Genomic DNA, 16,808 nt, shown 5'->3' with positions numbered 1-16,808 from the left:
CCCGCCGTTCCCTGCGCCCTGCCTCTCAGAGCCATCGCTTCCTGCGCTTGTAGGCCTTCACGTCCTTGTAGGACTTCGCCGTGCCGGCCGCCCCCATGCCCAGGTAGAACTCCTTGACGTCCGGGTTCTCCCGCAGCTCCTCGGCGCGGCCCTCCATGACGATCTTCCCGTTCTCCATGACGTAGCCGTATGTCGCGATCTGGAGGGCCATGTTGGCGTTCTGTTCCACAAGGACGATCGTCGTGCCGCTCTCGCGGTTGATGCGCTCGATGATCTGAAAGATCTCCTTCACGATCAGCGGCGCAAGCCCCAGCGACGGCTCGTCCAGCAGGAGCAGACGCGGGTGCGCCATGAGCGCCCGGCCGATGACGAGCATCTGCATCTCGCCTCCGCTGCAGTAGCCTGCGAGCGTCCTCCGGCGCTTCGCCAGAGCCGGGAAATAGTGATAGACCCGATCGAGGTCCTGCCTGTAGGGCTTGCCCCAACGCGTTGCCGTGCCGACCCGGAGGTTCTCCTCGACGGTGAGGTACTTGAAGGGCTGCCGGCCCTCGAGCACCTGGATGATCCCGGCCCTCGTGATCGTCTCGGGGGAGAGATTGTGAATCGGCCGGCCGTCGAAGAGGATGCTCCCCTCGGTGACCTCGCCGTTCTCGGGCTTCAGGAGCCCCGAGACGGCCTTGAGGGTCGTCGTCTTGCCGGCGCCGTTGCTGCCCAGCAGCGAGACGATCTGACCGCGCACCACGGAGAGCGAGACACCCTTGAGGACCTGGATCACGTCGGAGTAGACGACGCTGATGTTGTTGATGACGAGCAGCTTGTCTTCACTCATATGTTCCGATCCCGCATTGTTCCCGGGCCCCTGAACCCTAGTAGGAGAAGGGCCAGAGCTTGAAGCTCGACTTCACGACCCGCCAGACCTCCGCCAGCCCCCGCGGCTCGAACAGGATGAAGAGCACGATGGCGAGGCCGAAGACGAACTCCCGCAACGGGGCAAGCGTCAGCTTGACTCCGGCGACCCCGCCCATGTTCATGATCGTGTCCGTCAGCCAGCGCAGACCCTCGTTGAGCAGCGTGATGAACACGGTGCCGAAGATCGCCCCCGGAATGCTCCCGAGACCGCCGATGATCACCATCGCGATGTATTCCACCGAAAGGCCCAGGTTGAAGGGCTCGACGGAGATGCTGATCATGTAGTATGCCCAGAGGGCGCCTGCCACGCCGGCGTAAAAGGAGCTCACGGCAAAGGACAGCAGCTTGTACGGGAAGATCGGGATCCCCATGCCCTCCGCGGCCCTGTCGTTGTCCCGGATGGCCACGAAGGCCCGGCCGTAGCGTGTCCGCATGAGATTCACGGCCCCGAAGACCATGACGACCGCCACCGTGTAGATCACATAGAAAAAGCGCACGTCCCCGACGACGGGCACCCCGAAGAGCGTGGGGGCGGGCAGCGTCATCCCCATGGTTCCCCCGGTCACGCTCTCCCAGTGAATGAGGACGTACTCGATGATGAACTGCCCCGCCAGGGTCGCGATCGTCAGGTAAAGCCCCTTGAGCCTTCCCGACGGGATCCCGAAGACCATGCCGACGACAGCGGTTACGAGACCCGCGACCGGGACCACGGCCAGGAAGGGGACCCCGTACGTGACGGAGAGGATTCCCGCCGAGTAGGCCCCAACCCCGAAAAAGGCCCCGTGCCCCAGGGAGATAAGCCCCGTGTACCCCACGAGGATGTTGAGGCCGAGGGCGGCGATGGCGGCGATCCCGATGCAATTCACGACGTAGAGCAGGTAAGGCGTGGCGATCCAGGGCACGAGGACAAACAGCGCCGTGAGTCCCGCGGCGGCCCACAGCCGCCCGAAATCGGTCTCGAAGACGGCCAGCTCCTCCCGGTACTGGGTCCTGTAATTCCCGCAAGGGCGGAAGCGAAGGGGTCTTGCGCGCATTGACTCTCCCCGTTACACGCGTTCGATCTCGACCAGCCCGAAGAGGCCGTAGGGCTTCACCAGCAGGATGAAGACGAGCACCACGTAGGGGACGATGTCCCGCAGCGAGGGCGAAATGTACCCCCCCGTGAAGGTCTCGAGCAGGCCGATGATGAGCCCGCCGATGATCGCCCCTCCGATCGAATCGAGCCCCCCGAGGATGACCACGGGGAACACCTTCAGCCCGATGGAAGAGAGCTCGTGGACGTTGATGCCGTTGATGATCCCGAGCACGATCCCGCTGATCCCCGCGACCAGTGCCGCGATGGCCCACGAGAGGGCAAAGACGCGCCGGACGTGCACCCCAAGCGAGAGGGCCGCCGGCTGGTTGTCCGCCACGGAGCGCATGTAGATGCCCTGGGAGGAGAACTTGAAGAACAGGCCGAACATCAGCAGGAAGAGGCTGCCGATGACGATCGCCGCCACGTAGACGGGAGGCACCTGGATGATGCCCCAGTCGATCCCGAGCCCCTCGGGGAGAAACTCGGGGTAGGTGTAGAGGTTGCCGCCCCACACCAGCAGCATCCCCCCCTTGAACATGGAGGCCAGCCCCACGGTGAGCATGATGACCTGGATCAGCGGCTCGCCGATCAGGGGCCGGAGGAAGACCCGCTCGATGACGAACCCCAGGACGAACGCGCCGGCGAGCGTCACGACGAAGGCCAGCGCGATGGGCAGCTGCGCCCAGGTCACGAGGGCCAGGAACAGAAACGCGCCGAACGCCAGGATCTCGCCGTGGGCGAAGTTGAGCACGCTTGAGGACTTGAAGATCATGACGAACCCCATGGCGGACAGCCCGTAGAGAAAGCCGATGCTCACGCCGTTGATCAGCAGCTGCAGAAAGAAATCCATTCGTATCTCCTTGTCCCTCTCAGAACACGTCGTGTATCTTGACCGTCGTTTCGATCTTTCCCACCTGCCCGTCGCGGTATCGGACCTGGCTCTTCACCTCCAGCGACCGGACGTTCCTGTACATGGCCTCGATGAGGTTGAGGTAGAGACCGTAGACGAAGCGGCGGCGGACCTTCCCCGTCCGCGTCAGCTCCTCGTCGTCGGCATCGAGCATCTTGTAGAGCAGCAGGAACTTCTTGATCTTCATGTAATCGGGGAGCCGCTCGTTGACCGCGCGGATTTCGCCGAGGATCAGCTCCTCCACCTGCGGCTGCTGGGAGAGGTCCGTGTAGGTCGTGTAGGGGATCATCCGCTCCTCCGCCCAGTTGCCCACATTGCCCATGTCGATGTTGACGAAGGCCGTGATGTAGGGCCGCCCCTCGCCGAAGATCACCGCTTCCTTGATGTAGGGGCTGAACTTGAGGCGTGTCTCGATGAAGTCGGGGGAGAAGGCGGCGCCGGACTTGTTGCGGATGATCTCCTCCTTGCGGCCGATGATGACGAGATGCCCGTCGGCGTCGAGATACCCCGCGTCGCCCGTGCGCAGCCACCCGTCACGGAAGGCCTCCTCGGTCGCCTTGTAATCCTTGTAATATCCGGCAAAGTTGGAGGGGCTCTTGACGAGCACCTCCTGGTCCTCGGCGATCTTCACCTCCGTCCCCGGGAGGGCCTTGCCCACCGTCTCGGGCTTCACCTCGCCGTCGGGCTGCACCTGGAAGATGCCGCCCGCCTCGGTGAGTCCGTAGCACTGCTTGAGGTTGAGGCCGCAGGCGCGGAAAAAGCGAATCACCTCGGGGCTGATGGGGTGGCCCCCCGTGTAGGCGGATCTGATCCCGAGACAGCCCACGCGGTCCAGCAGAGGCCTGAACACGAGCGACCCGGCGATGCGCTGCAGGCCCCGCAACACGGCCGTGGGGGTCTTCTTCGCCGCCTCGGCGTCCGCGGCCCTCTGGCCGATCCGCTCCGCCGCCTCGAAGAGCTTGCGCTTCACGAAGCCCGCGTCGGCCATCCGCACGCGGATCTTCGAGGCCAGGTCCTCCCAGAACCGCGATGACGAGACGATCACGTCGGGCCCGATCTCCCGGAAGTCGGCCTCGATCGTCTCGGCCGTCTCGGGGAAATTCATCGTCAGGCCTCCCGTGAGCGCGATGCCTGCGCCCCACATCTGATCGACGATCCAGGCGGGCGGGGTAATGGAGAGCCAGTTGGACCCGATGCCGATGGGGGTCGCCTCGATCCACTTGCGCGCCATGGCGGTGAAGTTCCGGTGCGAGAGCATCGCCAGCTTCGGCAGGCCCGTCGTCCCCGAGGTCTGGATCATGACGGCCACGTCCTCGGGCCGCCCGCGCCACAGCTCCGAGGGGAAGAGCTGCGGCTTTTCCCTCTCCAGTTCGTCCCCCCGTTCGAGAAGCTCCCGGAAGCTCACGAGCCAGGGGTTGTCCCGGTAGGTGCGCATCCCCGTGGGGTCCACGTAAACGACGGTCTTCACGAATTCGAGCCTCGAGCGGGTCTCGATGAGCTTGTCGACCTGCTCCTGGTCCTGGACGACCACCACCGCCGGCTGGAACCGCTTGAGCGCCTCTGCCAGCTCATCGGCGATCGACGAGGTGAAGAGATTCACCGTGACGCACCCCACGGCCTGGGCCCCCAGCTCGCTGTAGAGCCACTCGGGGTGATTGTTCATCACGATCGCCACGTTGTCCCTGCGCCGCACGCCGAGCCCCAGGAGCCCCAGGGCCGCCCGCCGCACGTAGCGGAAATACTCCTCCCAGGTAACCGTTTGCCAGATCCCGTAGGCCTTCTCCCGGATCGCGACGTGATTCGGTCCCAGGCGCTTGGCCTGCTCACCCAGAATCTGCGGCAGCGTGTACTTGCCGTAGGTCTCGAGCGTGGCCTCGTCGAGCTTTGCCGGGCCGTTTCCGTCGGTCCGCCCTTTCATCCTCGAGACGGTCATCGGACGCCCCCCGCCCCGTCGCCGTCGCCGAGGTATGCCCGGATGACCTCGGGGTTGCCCTGGATCTCCTCGGGGGTCCCCTCGGCGAGCTTTTCGCCGAAATTGAGCACCATGATCCTCTTCGAGATGCTCATGACAATCGACATGTCGTGCTCAACGAGGATCATGGTCTGCCCCCAGGATTCGTTGAGCTCCAGGAGGAACCGGACCATGTCCTCCTTTTCCTCCAGGTTCATGCCGGCGAAGGGCTCGTCCAGGACGAGAAGCCTCGGCTCGAGCGCGAGCGCCCGCCCCAGCTCCACGCGCTTGCGCATCCCGTAGGGCAGCGACCCCACGAGCTTCTTGCGGATGGCCTGGATCTCGAGGAAGTCGATGATCTCCTCGATGAGCCGCCGCTGCCGGATCTCCTCGCTGCGGGCCTTCCCGGAGAAGAGAAGGGCCGCCGCAAGGCCGTAGCGGCAGTGCAGGTGCCGGGCCAGCAGCAGGTTCGCCAGGACGGTCATCCCGGGGAAGAGCTCGATGTTCTGGAATGTTCTCCCGATCCCGTGCTGGATGTGCCGGTGCGTGTGGAGGTTCGAGATGTCCGTGCCGTTGAAGAGGATCCGGCCCTCCTGGGCCCTGTAATAGCCCGTGATGCAGTTGAGCAGGCTGGTCTTGCCGGCGCCGTTGGGACCGATGACGGAAACGAGTTCGCCCGTCGAGACCTTGAGGTCCACGTTGTGGACGGCCGTGATTCCTCCGAACCGCAACGTCAGGCGCTCGACGGCGAGTTCCGCCTTGCGCGCCTCCGGCGGTCTCGCGGCGAAGATGGAGGGTTGCCCACGGTAGGCCTTCATTGTTTCCGCCCCTACTTGAGGTGCCTGATTTTCTCCTTGCCCGGCGTGTAGAAGTCCGTCAGCGGCTTGAAGGAGCCGTCCTCCCTGACCTGGACGATCCGCCCCCGGAAGGAGGCCTCGTGATTGGTCTTCGTGTACGTGACGGGGGGCACGAGACCGCCGAAGTCCTCGTTCGTGAAGGTTTCCATGGCCTTGTTGATGGTCTCGCGGTCGATCTTCCCGTACTTCTCATGGGCCCGCAGGGCCCCGCGTTCCACGATCATGCCCACGACGACGCCTTCCCAGTATGCGGCATCGAAGCCGGTGACGGTCTTGTAGCGCTTCCAGAGTTCCTTGAGGGTGTCAATGCCGGCGCCCTTGTCACCCGGAAGGCCGCCGGGGAACTGCATCTTCAGCCGGTTCCGGATGAGCCCCTTGCCCATCTTGAAGAAGTCGGGGTCCGTCGAGGTCCAGGTGCCGAAGAACTGCGGGCTGTACTGGATGCGGTCGGCGCTCTTGAAGGCCGTCACGATCGTGGCCGGCAGCATTTGCATGAAGACGTACTCGGCCCCGTTCTTCTTGAGCCGGAGAAGCTCCGTCGTCAGGTCTACGGTCTTGGGCGGGAACGCCTCGATCGACACGATGTCGATCCCGAGGGCCCTCGCGTACTCCTGGCTCGGCTTGTGGATGGAGAGCCCGTAGGCGTTGTTGTAGGTGAGCAGCCCGACCTTGGGGGGCTCCTTTCCCCTGTGGATGGATTTGATGTATTCGAGGATGGCCGCGCAGTCGAGACGGTAGCTGCCGAAGGGCAAATACATGTAGTCCACGGGTTTCTCCAGCAGTTCCCAGCTCGTGGAGTAGTTGATCGTCGGGATCTTGTAGCCCTGCACGAGCGGCTTGGCGGCGAGCCCCTCTCCCGCACCCCAGGTGAGGATCATGTCGACCCTGTCCTGGATGGCGAACTTCTTGACCGCCGCCACGGCCTCGGGCACCTTGTAGCCCGTGTCGACGAGGATCAGCTCGATGGTGCGGCCGCCGACGCCGCCCTTGACCTCGTTGACGTAGCGCAGGTAGTCCTGCGTGCCCTTCGCGTGGTACTGCCCCCATGTGGATGCGGGACCGGTGAGATTAATGGCCGCGCCCACCTTGATCGGCGTCGCCGCACGGGACGAAACGGGCAGCGCCAGGATCACCGCCGCCAGCAACCCCGCCATGACTTTCGAGATCGAACCCTTCATCGTGCTTTCCTCCCTGAAGATGAAAAAGGCCGTGACGTGCACGGCCCGGATCAAAAAAAAGGCCGTGGGCAGCTTTGGTCTGCCCACGGCCCGATGGTTCACTTGCGGTCAGGCGCTATGGGCAGACCCCCCTAAAGAAGCCGAAAAAGCTAAAAAAGGCGAAAGCGCTGCCCATGTCGAAGTGCCTGTACATCGGTTGCCTCTTGATGACAGCTTCTACCCGATCGCGACAGGGCCTGTCAACACTTTTTTTTGCGATTCGTCTCGCGTTGCTCTGCACATGGCATTTCAGGCCCGGTTCTTGCTCGCCTGGATTGTCTGAACGCGCAATCTGTGATAGACATGAACACCCTTGCGCCGGAGCTGATCATGAACCGTTCCATCTTCAGGGAGTATGATGTCAGGGGGCTGGTCGACGAAGACCTTCAGCCCGGCGTCGTGTACGACCTCGGCCGCGCCATCGGCACCTATGCCGGGCAGCGCGGGGTGAAGACAATGACCCTCGGACGGGACTGCCGGCTGAGTTCCCCCGCCCTTTCCGCCGGGATCCGGGCAGGCCTCCTGTCCACCGGGGTCGACGTGACCGACATCGGCACCTGCGCAACGCCGATGCTTTACTTTTCCGTCCGCCACCTGAAGACGGGGGGCGGCGTCATGGTCACGGGCAGCCACAATCCGCCTGAGTTCAACGGGTTCAAGATCTGCGTCGGCCCCGACACGATCTACGGCGGCGAGATCCAGGCCCTGCGGGAGATCATCGAGAGCGGCTCGTTCCTATCGGGCAGCGGAAACGCCTCGAGCCAGGACATCACGAAAGCCTACCTCGACTACATCCACGGCAACGTGCAGGTGCGCCCCGGCCTCCGCGTCGTCCTCGACGCGGGCAACGGTGTGGGCGGGGCGTTCGCCGTGCCCCTCTTCGAGCGCTTCGGCTGCGAGCTGACCTGTCTCTATGCCGACATGGACGGCCGCTTCCCGAACCACCACCCGGACCCGACGGTGCCCGAGAACCTGCGTGACCTCATCGTGCAGGTGAGGCAGCAGAAGGCCGACGTGGGGATCGCCTTCGACGGCGACGCCGACCGGATCGGCGTGGTCACCGACCGGGGGGACATCCTCTGGGGGGACGAGCTGCTGCTGCTCTTCGCCCGATTCATCCTGAAAGAACGCCCCGGGTCCGCCGTCATCGGCGAGGTGAAATGCTCCCAGCGCCTCTACGACGACATCGCCGCCCACGGCGGGCGGCCCATCATGTGGAAGGCGGGCCACTCGCTGATCAAGGGAAAAATGAAGGAGGAGAAGGCCGTGCTCGCCGGCGAGATGAGCGGCCATCTCTTCTTCGCCGACCGCTATTTCGGATACGACGACGCGATCTACGCCGCGGCGCGTCTGCTCGAGATCCTCTCCCGGACGGGGCAGAAGCTCAGCGACCTCCTCGCCGACGTCCCGAAGACGGTCACGACGCCGGAGATCCGCATCGAGTGCCCCGACGAGATCAAGTTCGACGTCGTGCGGGACGTGAAGGAGGCGTTCCGGAAGGACCACCGGATCATCGACACGGACGGTGTCCGGATCCTCTTCCCGGACGGCTGGGGGCTCATCCGGGCCTCCAACACCCAGCCCGTGCTCGTCCTGCGCTTCGAGGCGTCCACGGCGGCAACACTCGAGCAGATCCGCGCCGTCACGGAAAAAGAGCTGCAGCGCGTGATGTCCCGTCGCCGCGCGCGACCCTGAGGGATCACCGGCGGTCTGGATGGTGAAGCGATGAACAGGCTTCCCCGCGGATGGATCACGACCCTGCTTGCCGCAGCCCTGCTGGCAGTCGCCGTGCCTCTGTTCCAGGGGTACGCCTGGGCCAAGGACCCGAAATCCCCGCCCCTGAAGCGGATTCTCGTCGGCCAGACGCCCCTGTGGGTCGAGGTGGCCGACACGCTGGAGAAGCAGGAGCGCGGCCTCATGTTCCGCCGCTCCCTGCCGGAGAACGAGGGGATGCTCTTCGTCTTCAAGCAGCCCATCGAGCTGAGCTTCTGGATGCGCAACACCCTCATCCCGCTCGACATCGCCTTCGTCGGGCCTGACGGCGTCATCCTGAACATTCACCAGGCCCGCCCGCTCGACGAGAGCGTCCTGTACCGCTCGGCGGGTGCCGCGCAGTACGTCATCGAGACCAACTTGGGCTGGTTCGCCCGGCACGGGATCAGACCGGGGGACAAAGTCACCCTGAACCGCTGAAGCGGGATGCCGGCCCGAAACCCGGAAACGAAAAAGAGGCGCAGGGAACTGCGCCTCTTTTCTCTTCGAGCGCCGGGGGATCCGGTTTCCGGGTCGCTACTCCTTTTTCGCCTTCTTCGGCTCTTTCTTGTCGGCGGGCAGCCGGGACCGCCACAGGGAGAAGAAGGCCTGCGCCTGCTCCGTCACGAAGGAGGACCACTCCTTCATGAAGCGCTCCGAGATCTCCGAGAGGGCGCCCATGGCCGATTCGGGCTTGTCGCCCCTCTCCGCCACGGCGGATTTGCAGGCTTCGCCCATTCTCTGCATGCTGTCCACCCAGGCCTGGCAGACCTTCGAATAGCCCTCGAACCAGCTCTTCGAGAAGTTCACGAATTCGTCGCCGCCGGACGGGTCGGGGCCGGAGGGCATCGTGGCGAACATCTTCTGCCATTGCGAGAAGGCGTTCTCCCATGCCTCTTTTGTCGGGACCTGTCCCCCCATGCCGAACATCTTGAAGGGCTGCGTGTACATCTCGAAGAGCTCGTTGTAGGAACCGCCGAAGGCCTCCGTCCATTTCTTGAGCACGTCGTCGGGCTTGTCGGCCGTGGACCCCTCGCCGACTTCCATCCACGCCCGGCTCATCCGGTTGTACATCGCCATCCCCTTGGTCATCATCTCGAGAGAATCCCTGGTCCACTTCGCGTAGAAATCGGTCAAGGGCTTCATCTGATCGGCCATCTCGCTCGCCATAAATCACCTCCCTGTGTGATGGACAGCTCCCGCCCGGGTCGATCTCGATCGCGATGCGGAAAAGGGGCTGATCGTGCCGACTGTAGCGGATTTGAGGGTTTCGTGAGATTTCGAAAGGACGCGCTGAATGTATTCCGTGTCCGTCCAGTCTGGACCGGACCGGCACGGCATCGGATGCCGCCGCACTCTGTGGCAAGAACGCTACACGTTATGCGCCCGCGCGTCAACCAAAAAGTAACCTGCGCAACCTATTGCGCTCAAGCGGACGTCCTCAGGATTGATCAGCGCGGACCGGCGTCGTATCGTTCTCCCTTGGGCTGAAGATCCTTGTAGCGAAGCTCGAGGCTGATGGCCGCTGCATCGGTCGTCACGTCCCAAAGAGTGATCTCCATCTTGGGGTCGTTGACCGTATAACCGACCACGTCACCGTTTCGCGTGACCTCACGAATCATGACATGCCCTATGCGTCCGTAAAACTTCGCCCTTGCCACCCGCTCATGATCGGCCAGGACGTCGTTCAGGCTGAGTTTGCCGATGGACTCGATGTGCGGCCCGTCTCCTTTCACACGAATCCCGTCCCGGTAAAGAAAATACCCGATCATGCGGTTCTCGGTCAGGCCCCCGTATGTCTCGAACCGCAAGGCGTTGAACTTCTCGCTGCCCAAGGCGCTTTTCAGCGTCTCATCGGTCGGCAACAGCCGCGATTTCAGAAGTGTTGCCGATACCGCCGTGACCGCGAGGAGCAGAGATGTCATCACCACGCACGGAAGCAACAGATGCCGCTTGTTCGTAAAGATTTTGAACATACCCGACCTCCTTCAGCCTGCTGCTCTCTTGCCTCGTTCAGAACGCCGTCGACCCGCGGTGGGAGGTCAAAATGCCCAGGCGCCTGGTCATGCTCCCCGGGCGGAGTGACTCGACTTGAAAACAAGGCGCGGTGTCATGCCCATTTTGAGTCTCCGCCGTGATGAATCGACAGGCAGGTTGGGAAAAGACTTTACAAGACTGCTATCCCTCTGTAATAACCGGGGCGGCGAAAGTCAAGGAGGGAATGCATTGAGCCGCTTCTGCGAATCCGGCCTTCCCCTGTCGGTTAATCGAACTCGATCCAGTAATAGAGGGTTGCGCCGGTCTGGGCCCCCGCCTTGCTCTCGACCTCCCACCTGCGGCTCAGGGTGTATCGCAGGGTGACGTAGTAATCCTCGTTGAACAGCGAGCGGCCGTAGCTCACGTAGAGGTTCGGCCGGAGATACTTGCCAATCGTTACGATCGACTGGGTGGTGGTTCCCACCTTTTCCGATTTCATGTCCACCGTGTCCGGACCGAACTGCCGCCTCAGCTGGCTCAGCGTCGATTCTGAGCTGCCCCCTGCAAGAAGGGCCTCGGCCGCTGCGCCGAGCAGCGCCGCATGGGATTCGTCCCCGCTTGCCCGCTGCCCCAGGACGATATAGCTCAGGATGTCGGCGTCGGGCATGGCGGGCTCCGAATAGAGTCTCACGAGGTGGGCGCGCGGGGTCCCCGTTACGATGACTCCCGCCTTCACCTCCCTGAACCGGCCCAGGGACTTCCCGGCCTGGTCGAGCCGCTCCTCGATGGTGCGCAGGGCGAGCACATCGAGCCGCGGCTGGTCCGCCGGCCCGCCCTCGAAGACGAGGCGCCCCCGGTGTATGACCAGACGGGCGCCCCTCGTGCTGAACGTCCCGTCCTTGAGACGAATCTCGCCCAGGGCCTTCATCGCGTCGAGGGATTTCGCCGTGATGAGCACGTCCCCCTCCAGGCGCGCATCCACACCCTCGGCCTTGATGAAGGCGCGGTCCCCCAGAACGACGCGGACTTCCATGTCAACGGGGACTGGACGGCCCTTCTCCATCTCCCGGCCATCGCCGACGATCACCGCGTCTTTGCTGGGCTTGATCACGGTCCCCTTCTCGCCCCCCCGGATGAAAAGCTCCGGGATGAGGATGCTGCCGCGGACCCTCAGGGCCTTCGGCGAGCCCTCGAACGTGAGGGCGGGACTGGCGAGCATCTCCAGCTCGGGCAGCCGCACGGCCTGGAACCGCTGCCCCGAAAGACTGGCATCGATCCGCCGGATCTCCCTGTTTTCGATCTGCACGGTGCCGGACCCCTCCAGGATTCCGGGGCCGGAGCGCGCCCGGAACGAAGTCACGTGAATCGTCCGGTCCTCGAACCGGGCCTCCACGCCCACGTCGCTGATCTGGGCTCCCGTCGCCGGAAGATAGGCGCCGGCCTCTGTGACCCTCAGCATGCCGTGAACCGAGGGGTCGGCCCAGGCACCGCTCGCGGAGAGATGCAGATCGAGACGCCCCCGGCTCTCCTGGACCAGGCCAGGGAACACGGCACTCAGAAGCCCCTTCTCGTGCACGTCCGCACGGACGCCGACCTGCACGGGGCCTCCCCTGTCGACGGCGGCCGGCAGCCTTGCCGGAACGGGCAGTCGGAAATCGGCCGCGAGAGTGCCGTGCCGGGCAAGCCGGAGCTCGAGATCGCCGCTCAAGGTCTTTTCCCGCCACGTCCAGCGCAGCTGCGCCTTCTCGGTCTGCGCGGTGATGCGGCCCTTTTCGCTTTCCATGGAAAAAACCCCACCGCTCAGCTGCACCTCGCCGGACGCATCCAGGTGCAGCCGGGGAAGCACCTTCCCTGCGGCCGTGACAGACAGGGAACCGGTCATGTCTAGGGCATCCGGCAGCAGTGGCCTGACGAGGGCCGCATCGAGGCGATCTGCCGAAAAACGGAAATCGCCCCTGTCAGGCAGTGTCAGCACAGGCGGCTCTGGCGATGTGACCCTGGCATCCATCCGGCCCGAGGGACCCAGGTCCGCGCGCAGGCGCACCGCAAGACCGCGTTCGTTCCAGTCCAGGGTTCCCTCGGCCTCCCTGACCTCGATGGTCCGAGACCCCCGGGTCAGAGTTGCCGCACATGCTGCGACGGATGAGACGGCCGTTTTGTGGTTACCGCGCCAATCCGTCCGGAAACGGCCTTCCGTGCGCCCCGCGATCCGCCACTCCGGAAGGATGAAGGCCAGTCGGGCAAGGTTCAGCTTCCGCCAATCCACCAGGAGATAGCCTTTTCCGGGATCACCGTCGACGTCCATGGAAAACTCGAGGGTTTCACCTGCTTCGCCGTCGATGCGCAACGGCCCGACCCGGGTCTTCCCGGCGGAAATCGTGAGCGGCGCCGGGGCCCTGAGATTCCAAGGTCCCGCCGCATCGCGGCCCTTCAGCAACTCCAGCGACCCCTTCCACGCACCATTCCCGAAGCCCCCCTGCAGCGCCGCCTCCATCCCTCCTTCGCCTGAATCGACCAGGAACCGGATCGTGTGATCCCCCACCGTGCCCGCGCTCGTCAGGGTGGCGGCATCGAGCCGAAGGGGCCCGATGACCGTCTTTTTCAGGAGCACCCGCGCCTCTAGGCTCTGCGTCTCCGTGCCTCCCAACTCCGCATCCGCCTCGACGGCGGCGGCCTCGAACCCGTATATCACGAGCCTGCTGCCGCGAACGGTCGCCGTGCCGGACAGCCGCTCTCCGGCGTAGCGCACCCACCCGTGGCCCGCGAGCCTGCCTCGGCTCCCGGGCACGAGCGCAGAGGGGTCGCTGACCTGCACCCGCCAGGTCAGGCGCTCCCCCAGGGCACCTGCCGCACGCGCCTCGAAGCCCGCCCCCTTCAGCAGGAGACGCTCGAGCGTGAGCATTCCTGTCTTCCATCGGGCATCGACATCGCCGACGAGGGCCCGGTCCTGCAGGCGGCTGCTCAGGAGACGCCCCAGCAGACGGGCTTCGAGGTGTTCCGCATCGTTTATGCGGCCGGCACCCTCTGCATCGAAGTTGACGGTACCCCTCAGCTCGTGGCTGATCGTCGCAGGATTCAGACCCCTCGCCCGGATGGAGCCGCCCCATGACACATGCCTGTCCCATCCTGCCCGGAGTTCGCCCTCCACGGTGCCGCCGAGGACACGGCCCGTCAGCCGGGTCATGCGGATACCGTCGGCGCCGACCGTGAGATCGCCCGAGAGGCGCGCCGACCGCCAGGCTTCGCCGTGGTTCTCTAGGGTGAAGGTCCCGTCGAACCGTTCGGGACTGCCCCTGAGTTCGATCGCTCCCGTGAGGGCAAGCCCGGGGACCCCGCTCGTTTCCCCAACGCGGAACGAGACGCCGGCAAGGATCTCCCGGGTCGAGACGTCCACCTGCCCGTCGGCGGTCACGAGAACCTTGCCCTCGCCATCCTTCCCCTGGAGACGGCGGACGTGCAGGGCCTTCCGTGTCAGGCCCATCCCGCCTTCCGCACGGAGCAGCACCCGGTCTCCCGACGAGACGACGAGGGAGAACGGCCCTGATATCTGCTCGGGCTCATTCCCCGGGGCGAAATCCGCCTTCAGGGTCAATGCGTCGAATGTCCCCGCCCCACGGTCCGGCCGCACCGTCAGGTCGGCCTGGAAGAGGGGGAACAGGAAACCGGCCCGCACGCTGCCTTCCACCTCCGCATCGGGCAGCCGGATCGCGAGGTCCCGGAGGGCCATCACGGAGCCGCGGTCCCAGCTCAGCTCGCCGCGGGCCTCGCGGATGACGGCGGGTTCCCTGCCGGGTTTGCGGTACACGACGTCGCCGACGCGGAGCTCGCGGATGCCGCCGCTGAATGCCGCCAAAAGCCTCGGGGCCCGGGGCCAAGCGAGATCGTAGGGCGGCGCGCCGCCGGGGCCTCTGTCGTCGATCACGACGCCCTGAACGTCCGTCGCATCCAGCCACACCGAGGCCAATGCGAGACGCAGAACCTGCATGCGCAGGCGCACCGATGAGACCCGGGCCTCCCCGGACGGCCAGGCCGCGCGGAGTCCCTCGAGGGTCATCTCGCGGGCCAGTGTCCCCGTGACCCGCTCCGCCTCGACCGTCACCGGCATCATGCGCAAGAGGGTCCTCACCGCAAGGCGCGATCCGGCTTCCGTGTAGACCAGCCAAGCCGTCGAGGCCGCCGCCACGGCGAGGGCCAGCACGGAAAGCCCGATGATGGTTCTCTTGCTCAAAACTGCACCCCGATGGTGAAATGGAACCGGTAATCCGGATCTGACACCCCTACCTGGCGGGCGATGTCCACACGGATGGGCCCCACGGGCGTATAGTAGCGGATCCCCAGCCCCGCGCCCTGGGCAAAATCAAGCGTGTCCAGATCGTTGAAGGCGTTGCCCGCATCGTAGAAGGCGGCGACCCCCCAATTCTCCCCGATGGCCCGTTCCAGCTCGACGCTCCCGACGAGCAGGTGTTTCCCGCCCAGAACGTCCCCCCTGTCATTCCTTGGTCCCAGCGACTGGTGCGCGTAACCCCGCACGCTGTTGTCTCCGCCCGTAAAGAACCGAAACGTGACCGGCACATCCAGGAAGTTGCCGTTCATGGCCGTCGCCCCCGCCTGCCCCCTCGCCTTGACGGAGAACCTCTGCGGCAGTGAAACCACAAGGGTGCCGTTTCCGAGCACCTGTGCGAAGCCGACGTCGGAACCGAACTGCTGCGTCGTTCCCCTCGCCTCGAGCTTGTAGTGAAAGCCTCGGGACGGGCGGGTGAGGCTGTCGTATCGGCTCTCTGAGAACCGGAGGCCCGGTACGAGGAGGAAGTTGCGGGTTGTGTCGCCGCCTGCCGTGGACTCCTCCTGCTTGAGCTGAAGGTACATCGAGCCGAGGCGGGCCCGCCCGAAGCCCCTCGCCCTCTCCACCTCCGCCGAAACGGACTTGCTCGTGTAGCTGACCGTGTCTTCGCGCTGGGCGGACAGGCGGGTGTTGGTATAGCTTCGGAAGTCGGTGCTGCCCGGAATGACGTAACGCACCGCCGCACCCTGGAGGCGCTGACTCAGGTTCAGCTCGCTGTCGAACTTGTGCGCACTGTCCCGCACGTTGAGATCTTCGTACCGAAGGGAAAACCCCGGCCCGAAGTCCGTGGTGTAACCGACCCCCACCCGAACGCCCTTCTGGGGAAGCGGATCGAGCTCCACGTTGACGGGCACCGTGCGGTCCCCGGCCCCCGTCTTGTCGGGCTGGATGACGACGGACCGGAAGCGCTGGGAGGTGCCGAGGTTGAGTTGGGTCTGCAGAAGCTTCTCCGCCGAATAGGCCTCGCCCGGCCTGAAATCGAGAAAGGTCTCGAGAAACGTCCTCGGGTACCGCGGCGCCCCGATGAACCGTACATCGCCGAAGCGGTAGGGTTCTCCCGTTTCCAGGACGAGGTCAATCGCGGCCTTCGAGCCGGCCGTGTCCACGCGGATCCTGTGGACCGGGAAATGTGCATCCAGGTACCCCTTCTCCAGGGCCTTTGCAAGGAGCTCCCCCTTGGCCTTCTCGTAGACATCGTGCCGAAGGACATCGCCCGCCCGCAAGGGGAATTTCGCCACGGCCTCCGCGAGTGCCCTGTCCGTTGCCCCGGTCCCCTGAACCTTCACCGCTACGTCCGACAGGCGAACCGGCTCGCCGGCATCCACGCGAACCGTCAACCGGTAGACCCCTTCGCCGGGCGTCTCCAGCCGCGTGGTGACGTCGGGCTTGTAGAAGCCGAAGGCTTCCAGGGCATCCCTGACCTTCCCGGGCGCCTGCCGCTCGAAACGCTCCAGCCACTGCCTGTCCACTCTTCCTTCCCGGACGAGCGCGGGGGGAACGGCCAGGGCCGCCTCGACGTTGGCCCGCTCCTTGCCCGACAGGCCCTCGACGACGACCGTCACGGACTCTGACGCCGCGAAAGCCGTCCCGCCGGCGGCGAGAATGCTGACGGCCAGATGCAGGATGATCCCGGACAGGATCGCCGCCACGCCTCCCGGGCTCCGGTGAGATCTTTTCGAATTTGCGAAACGTGTGACCATAGATGACCAGGACGGGCGGACACCCTGTCGGGGATTCATTCTCGCCCGTGCCCGCCGCCTCAAAGAAGAGCGACCCTTCGATCCGGAAAGCGCCTTGCCCCTGCTCACCCTGCGATCA

13 protein-coding genes are annotated in these 16,808 nt (G+C 64.9%); 3 read left to right on the top strand and 10 right to left on the bottom strand.

What is annotated here, in order from left to right; translation table 11 throughout:
• Window positions 1–25 precede the first annotated feature (25 nt).
• The 6 genes from HPY67_01145 to HPY67_01120 are packed head-to-tail and all read right to left on the bottom strand — an operon-like array spanning window position 26 to window position 6,880.
• Complete coding sequence (locus tag HPY67_01145; GenBank protein NPV03331.1) at window positions 26–829, bottom strand: ABC transporter ATP-binding protein; 804 nt, start codon at window positions 827–829, stop codon at window positions 26–28.
• A gap of 37 nt (window positions 830–866) precedes the next feature.
• Window positions 867–1,943, bottom strand: coding sequence for a branched-chain amino acid ABC transporter permease (locus tag HPY67_01140; protein NPV03330.1), 1,077 nt, complete (start codon window positions 1,941–1,943; stop codon window positions 867–869).
• A gap of 12 nt (window positions 1,944–1,955) precedes the next feature.
• Window positions 1,956–2,834: a branched-chain amino acid ABC transporter permease gene (locus tag HPY67_01135; GenBank protein ID NPV03329.1), complete on the bottom strand. Its 879-nt coding sequence runs from the start codon at window positions 2,832–2,834 to the stop codon at window positions 1,956–1,958.
• 19 nt (window positions 2,835–2,853) lie between these two features.
• Window positions 2,854–4,827, bottom strand: a complete 1,974-nt coding sequence (locus tag HPY67_01130; protein ID NPV03328.1) for an AMP-binding protein — start codon at window positions 4,825–4,827, stop codon at window positions 2,854–2,856.
• Entirely contained in the window at window positions 4,824–5,663 is an 840-nt protein-coding gene (locus tag HPY67_01125; GenBank protein NPV03327.1) for an ABC transporter ATP-binding protein, read from the bottom strand. The genes HPY67_01130 and HPY67_01125 overlap by 4 nt, the downstream gene beginning before the upstream one ends.
• An 11-nt stretch (window positions 5,664–5,674) precedes the next feature.
• Window positions 5,675–6,880, bottom strand: coding sequence for an ABC transporter substrate-binding protein (locus HPY67_01120; protein ID NPV03326.1), 1,206 nt, complete (start codon window positions 6,878–6,880; stop codon window positions 5,675–5,677).
• Between HPY67_01120 and HPY67_01115 the strand changes: the two genes are divergently transcribed.
• The 3 genes from HPY67_01115 to HPY67_01105 are packed head-to-tail and all read left to right on the top strand — an operon-like array spanning window position 6,855 to window position 9,112.
• Window positions 6,855–7,202 carry a hypothetical protein gene (locus HPY67_01115; GenBank protein NPV03325.1) on the top strand — a complete coding sequence of 116 codons (348 nt, stop codon included), beginning with the start codon at window positions 6,855–6,857 and terminating at the stop codon, window positions 7,200–7,202. The two genes, HPY67_01120 and HPY67_01115, sit on opposite strands and share 26 nt — an antisense overlap.
• A gap of 47 nt (window positions 7,203–7,249) precedes the next feature.
• Window positions 7,250–8,614 carry a phosphomannomutase/phosphoglucomutase gene (locus HPY67_01110; GenBank protein ID NPV03324.1) on the top strand — a complete coding sequence of 455 codons (1,365 nt, stop codon included), beginning with the start codon at window positions 7,250–7,252 and terminating at the stop codon, window positions 8,612–8,614.
• Between the two features lie 30 nt (window positions 8,615–8,644).
• Window positions 8,645–9,112 (top strand): DUF192 domain-containing protein, encoded by a 468-nt coding sequence (locus HPY67_01105; protein ID NPV03323.1) that lies wholly within the window; start codon window positions 8,645–8,647, stop codon window positions 9,110–9,112.
• A gap of 96 nt (window positions 9,113–9,208) precedes the next feature.
• Here HPY67_01105 and HPY67_01100 read toward each other — a convergent pair whose 3' ends face one another.
• From HPY67_01100 to HPY67_01085, 4 genes are all read right to left on the bottom strand, one after another.
• The gene (locus tag HPY67_01100) at window positions 9,209–9,841 is read right to left on the bottom strand and encodes a hypothetical protein (GenBank protein NPV03322.1); all 633 of its coding nucleotides are present in this window, start codon (window positions 9,839–9,841) and stop codon (window positions 9,209–9,211) included.
• A 281-nt stretch (window positions 9,842–10,122) separates the two neighbouring features.
• Window positions 10,123–10,647, bottom strand: a complete 525-nt coding sequence (locus HPY67_01095) for a hypothetical protein (protein ID NPV03321.1) — start codon at window positions 10,645–10,647, stop codon at window positions 10,123–10,125.
• Window positions 10,648–10,934: 287 nt separating this feature from the next.
• Window positions 10,935–14,876: a hypothetical protein gene (locus tag HPY67_01090; GenBank protein NPV03320.1), complete on the bottom strand. Its 3,942-nt coding sequence runs from the start codon at window positions 14,874–14,876 to the stop codon at window positions 10,935–10,937.
• Window positions 14,873–16,639 carry an outer membrane protein assembly factor gene (locus tag HPY67_01085; protein ID NPV03319.1) on the bottom strand — a complete coding sequence of 589 codons (1,767 nt, stop codon included), beginning with the start codon at window positions 16,637–16,639 and terminating at the stop codon, window positions 14,873–14,875. Before HPY67_01085 ends, HPY67_01090 begins: the two co-directional genes overlap by 4 nt.
• Window positions 16,640–16,808: the final 169 nt, after the last annotated feature.

It is taken from the genome of Syntrophaceae bacterium (assembly GCA_013177795.1).
In the GTDB taxonomy this organism is placed as follows: domain Bacteria; phylum Desulfobacterota; class Syntrophia; order Syntrophales; family UBA2192; genus UBA2192.
This window is presented reverse-complemented; position numbering and strand designations above follow the sequence as displayed.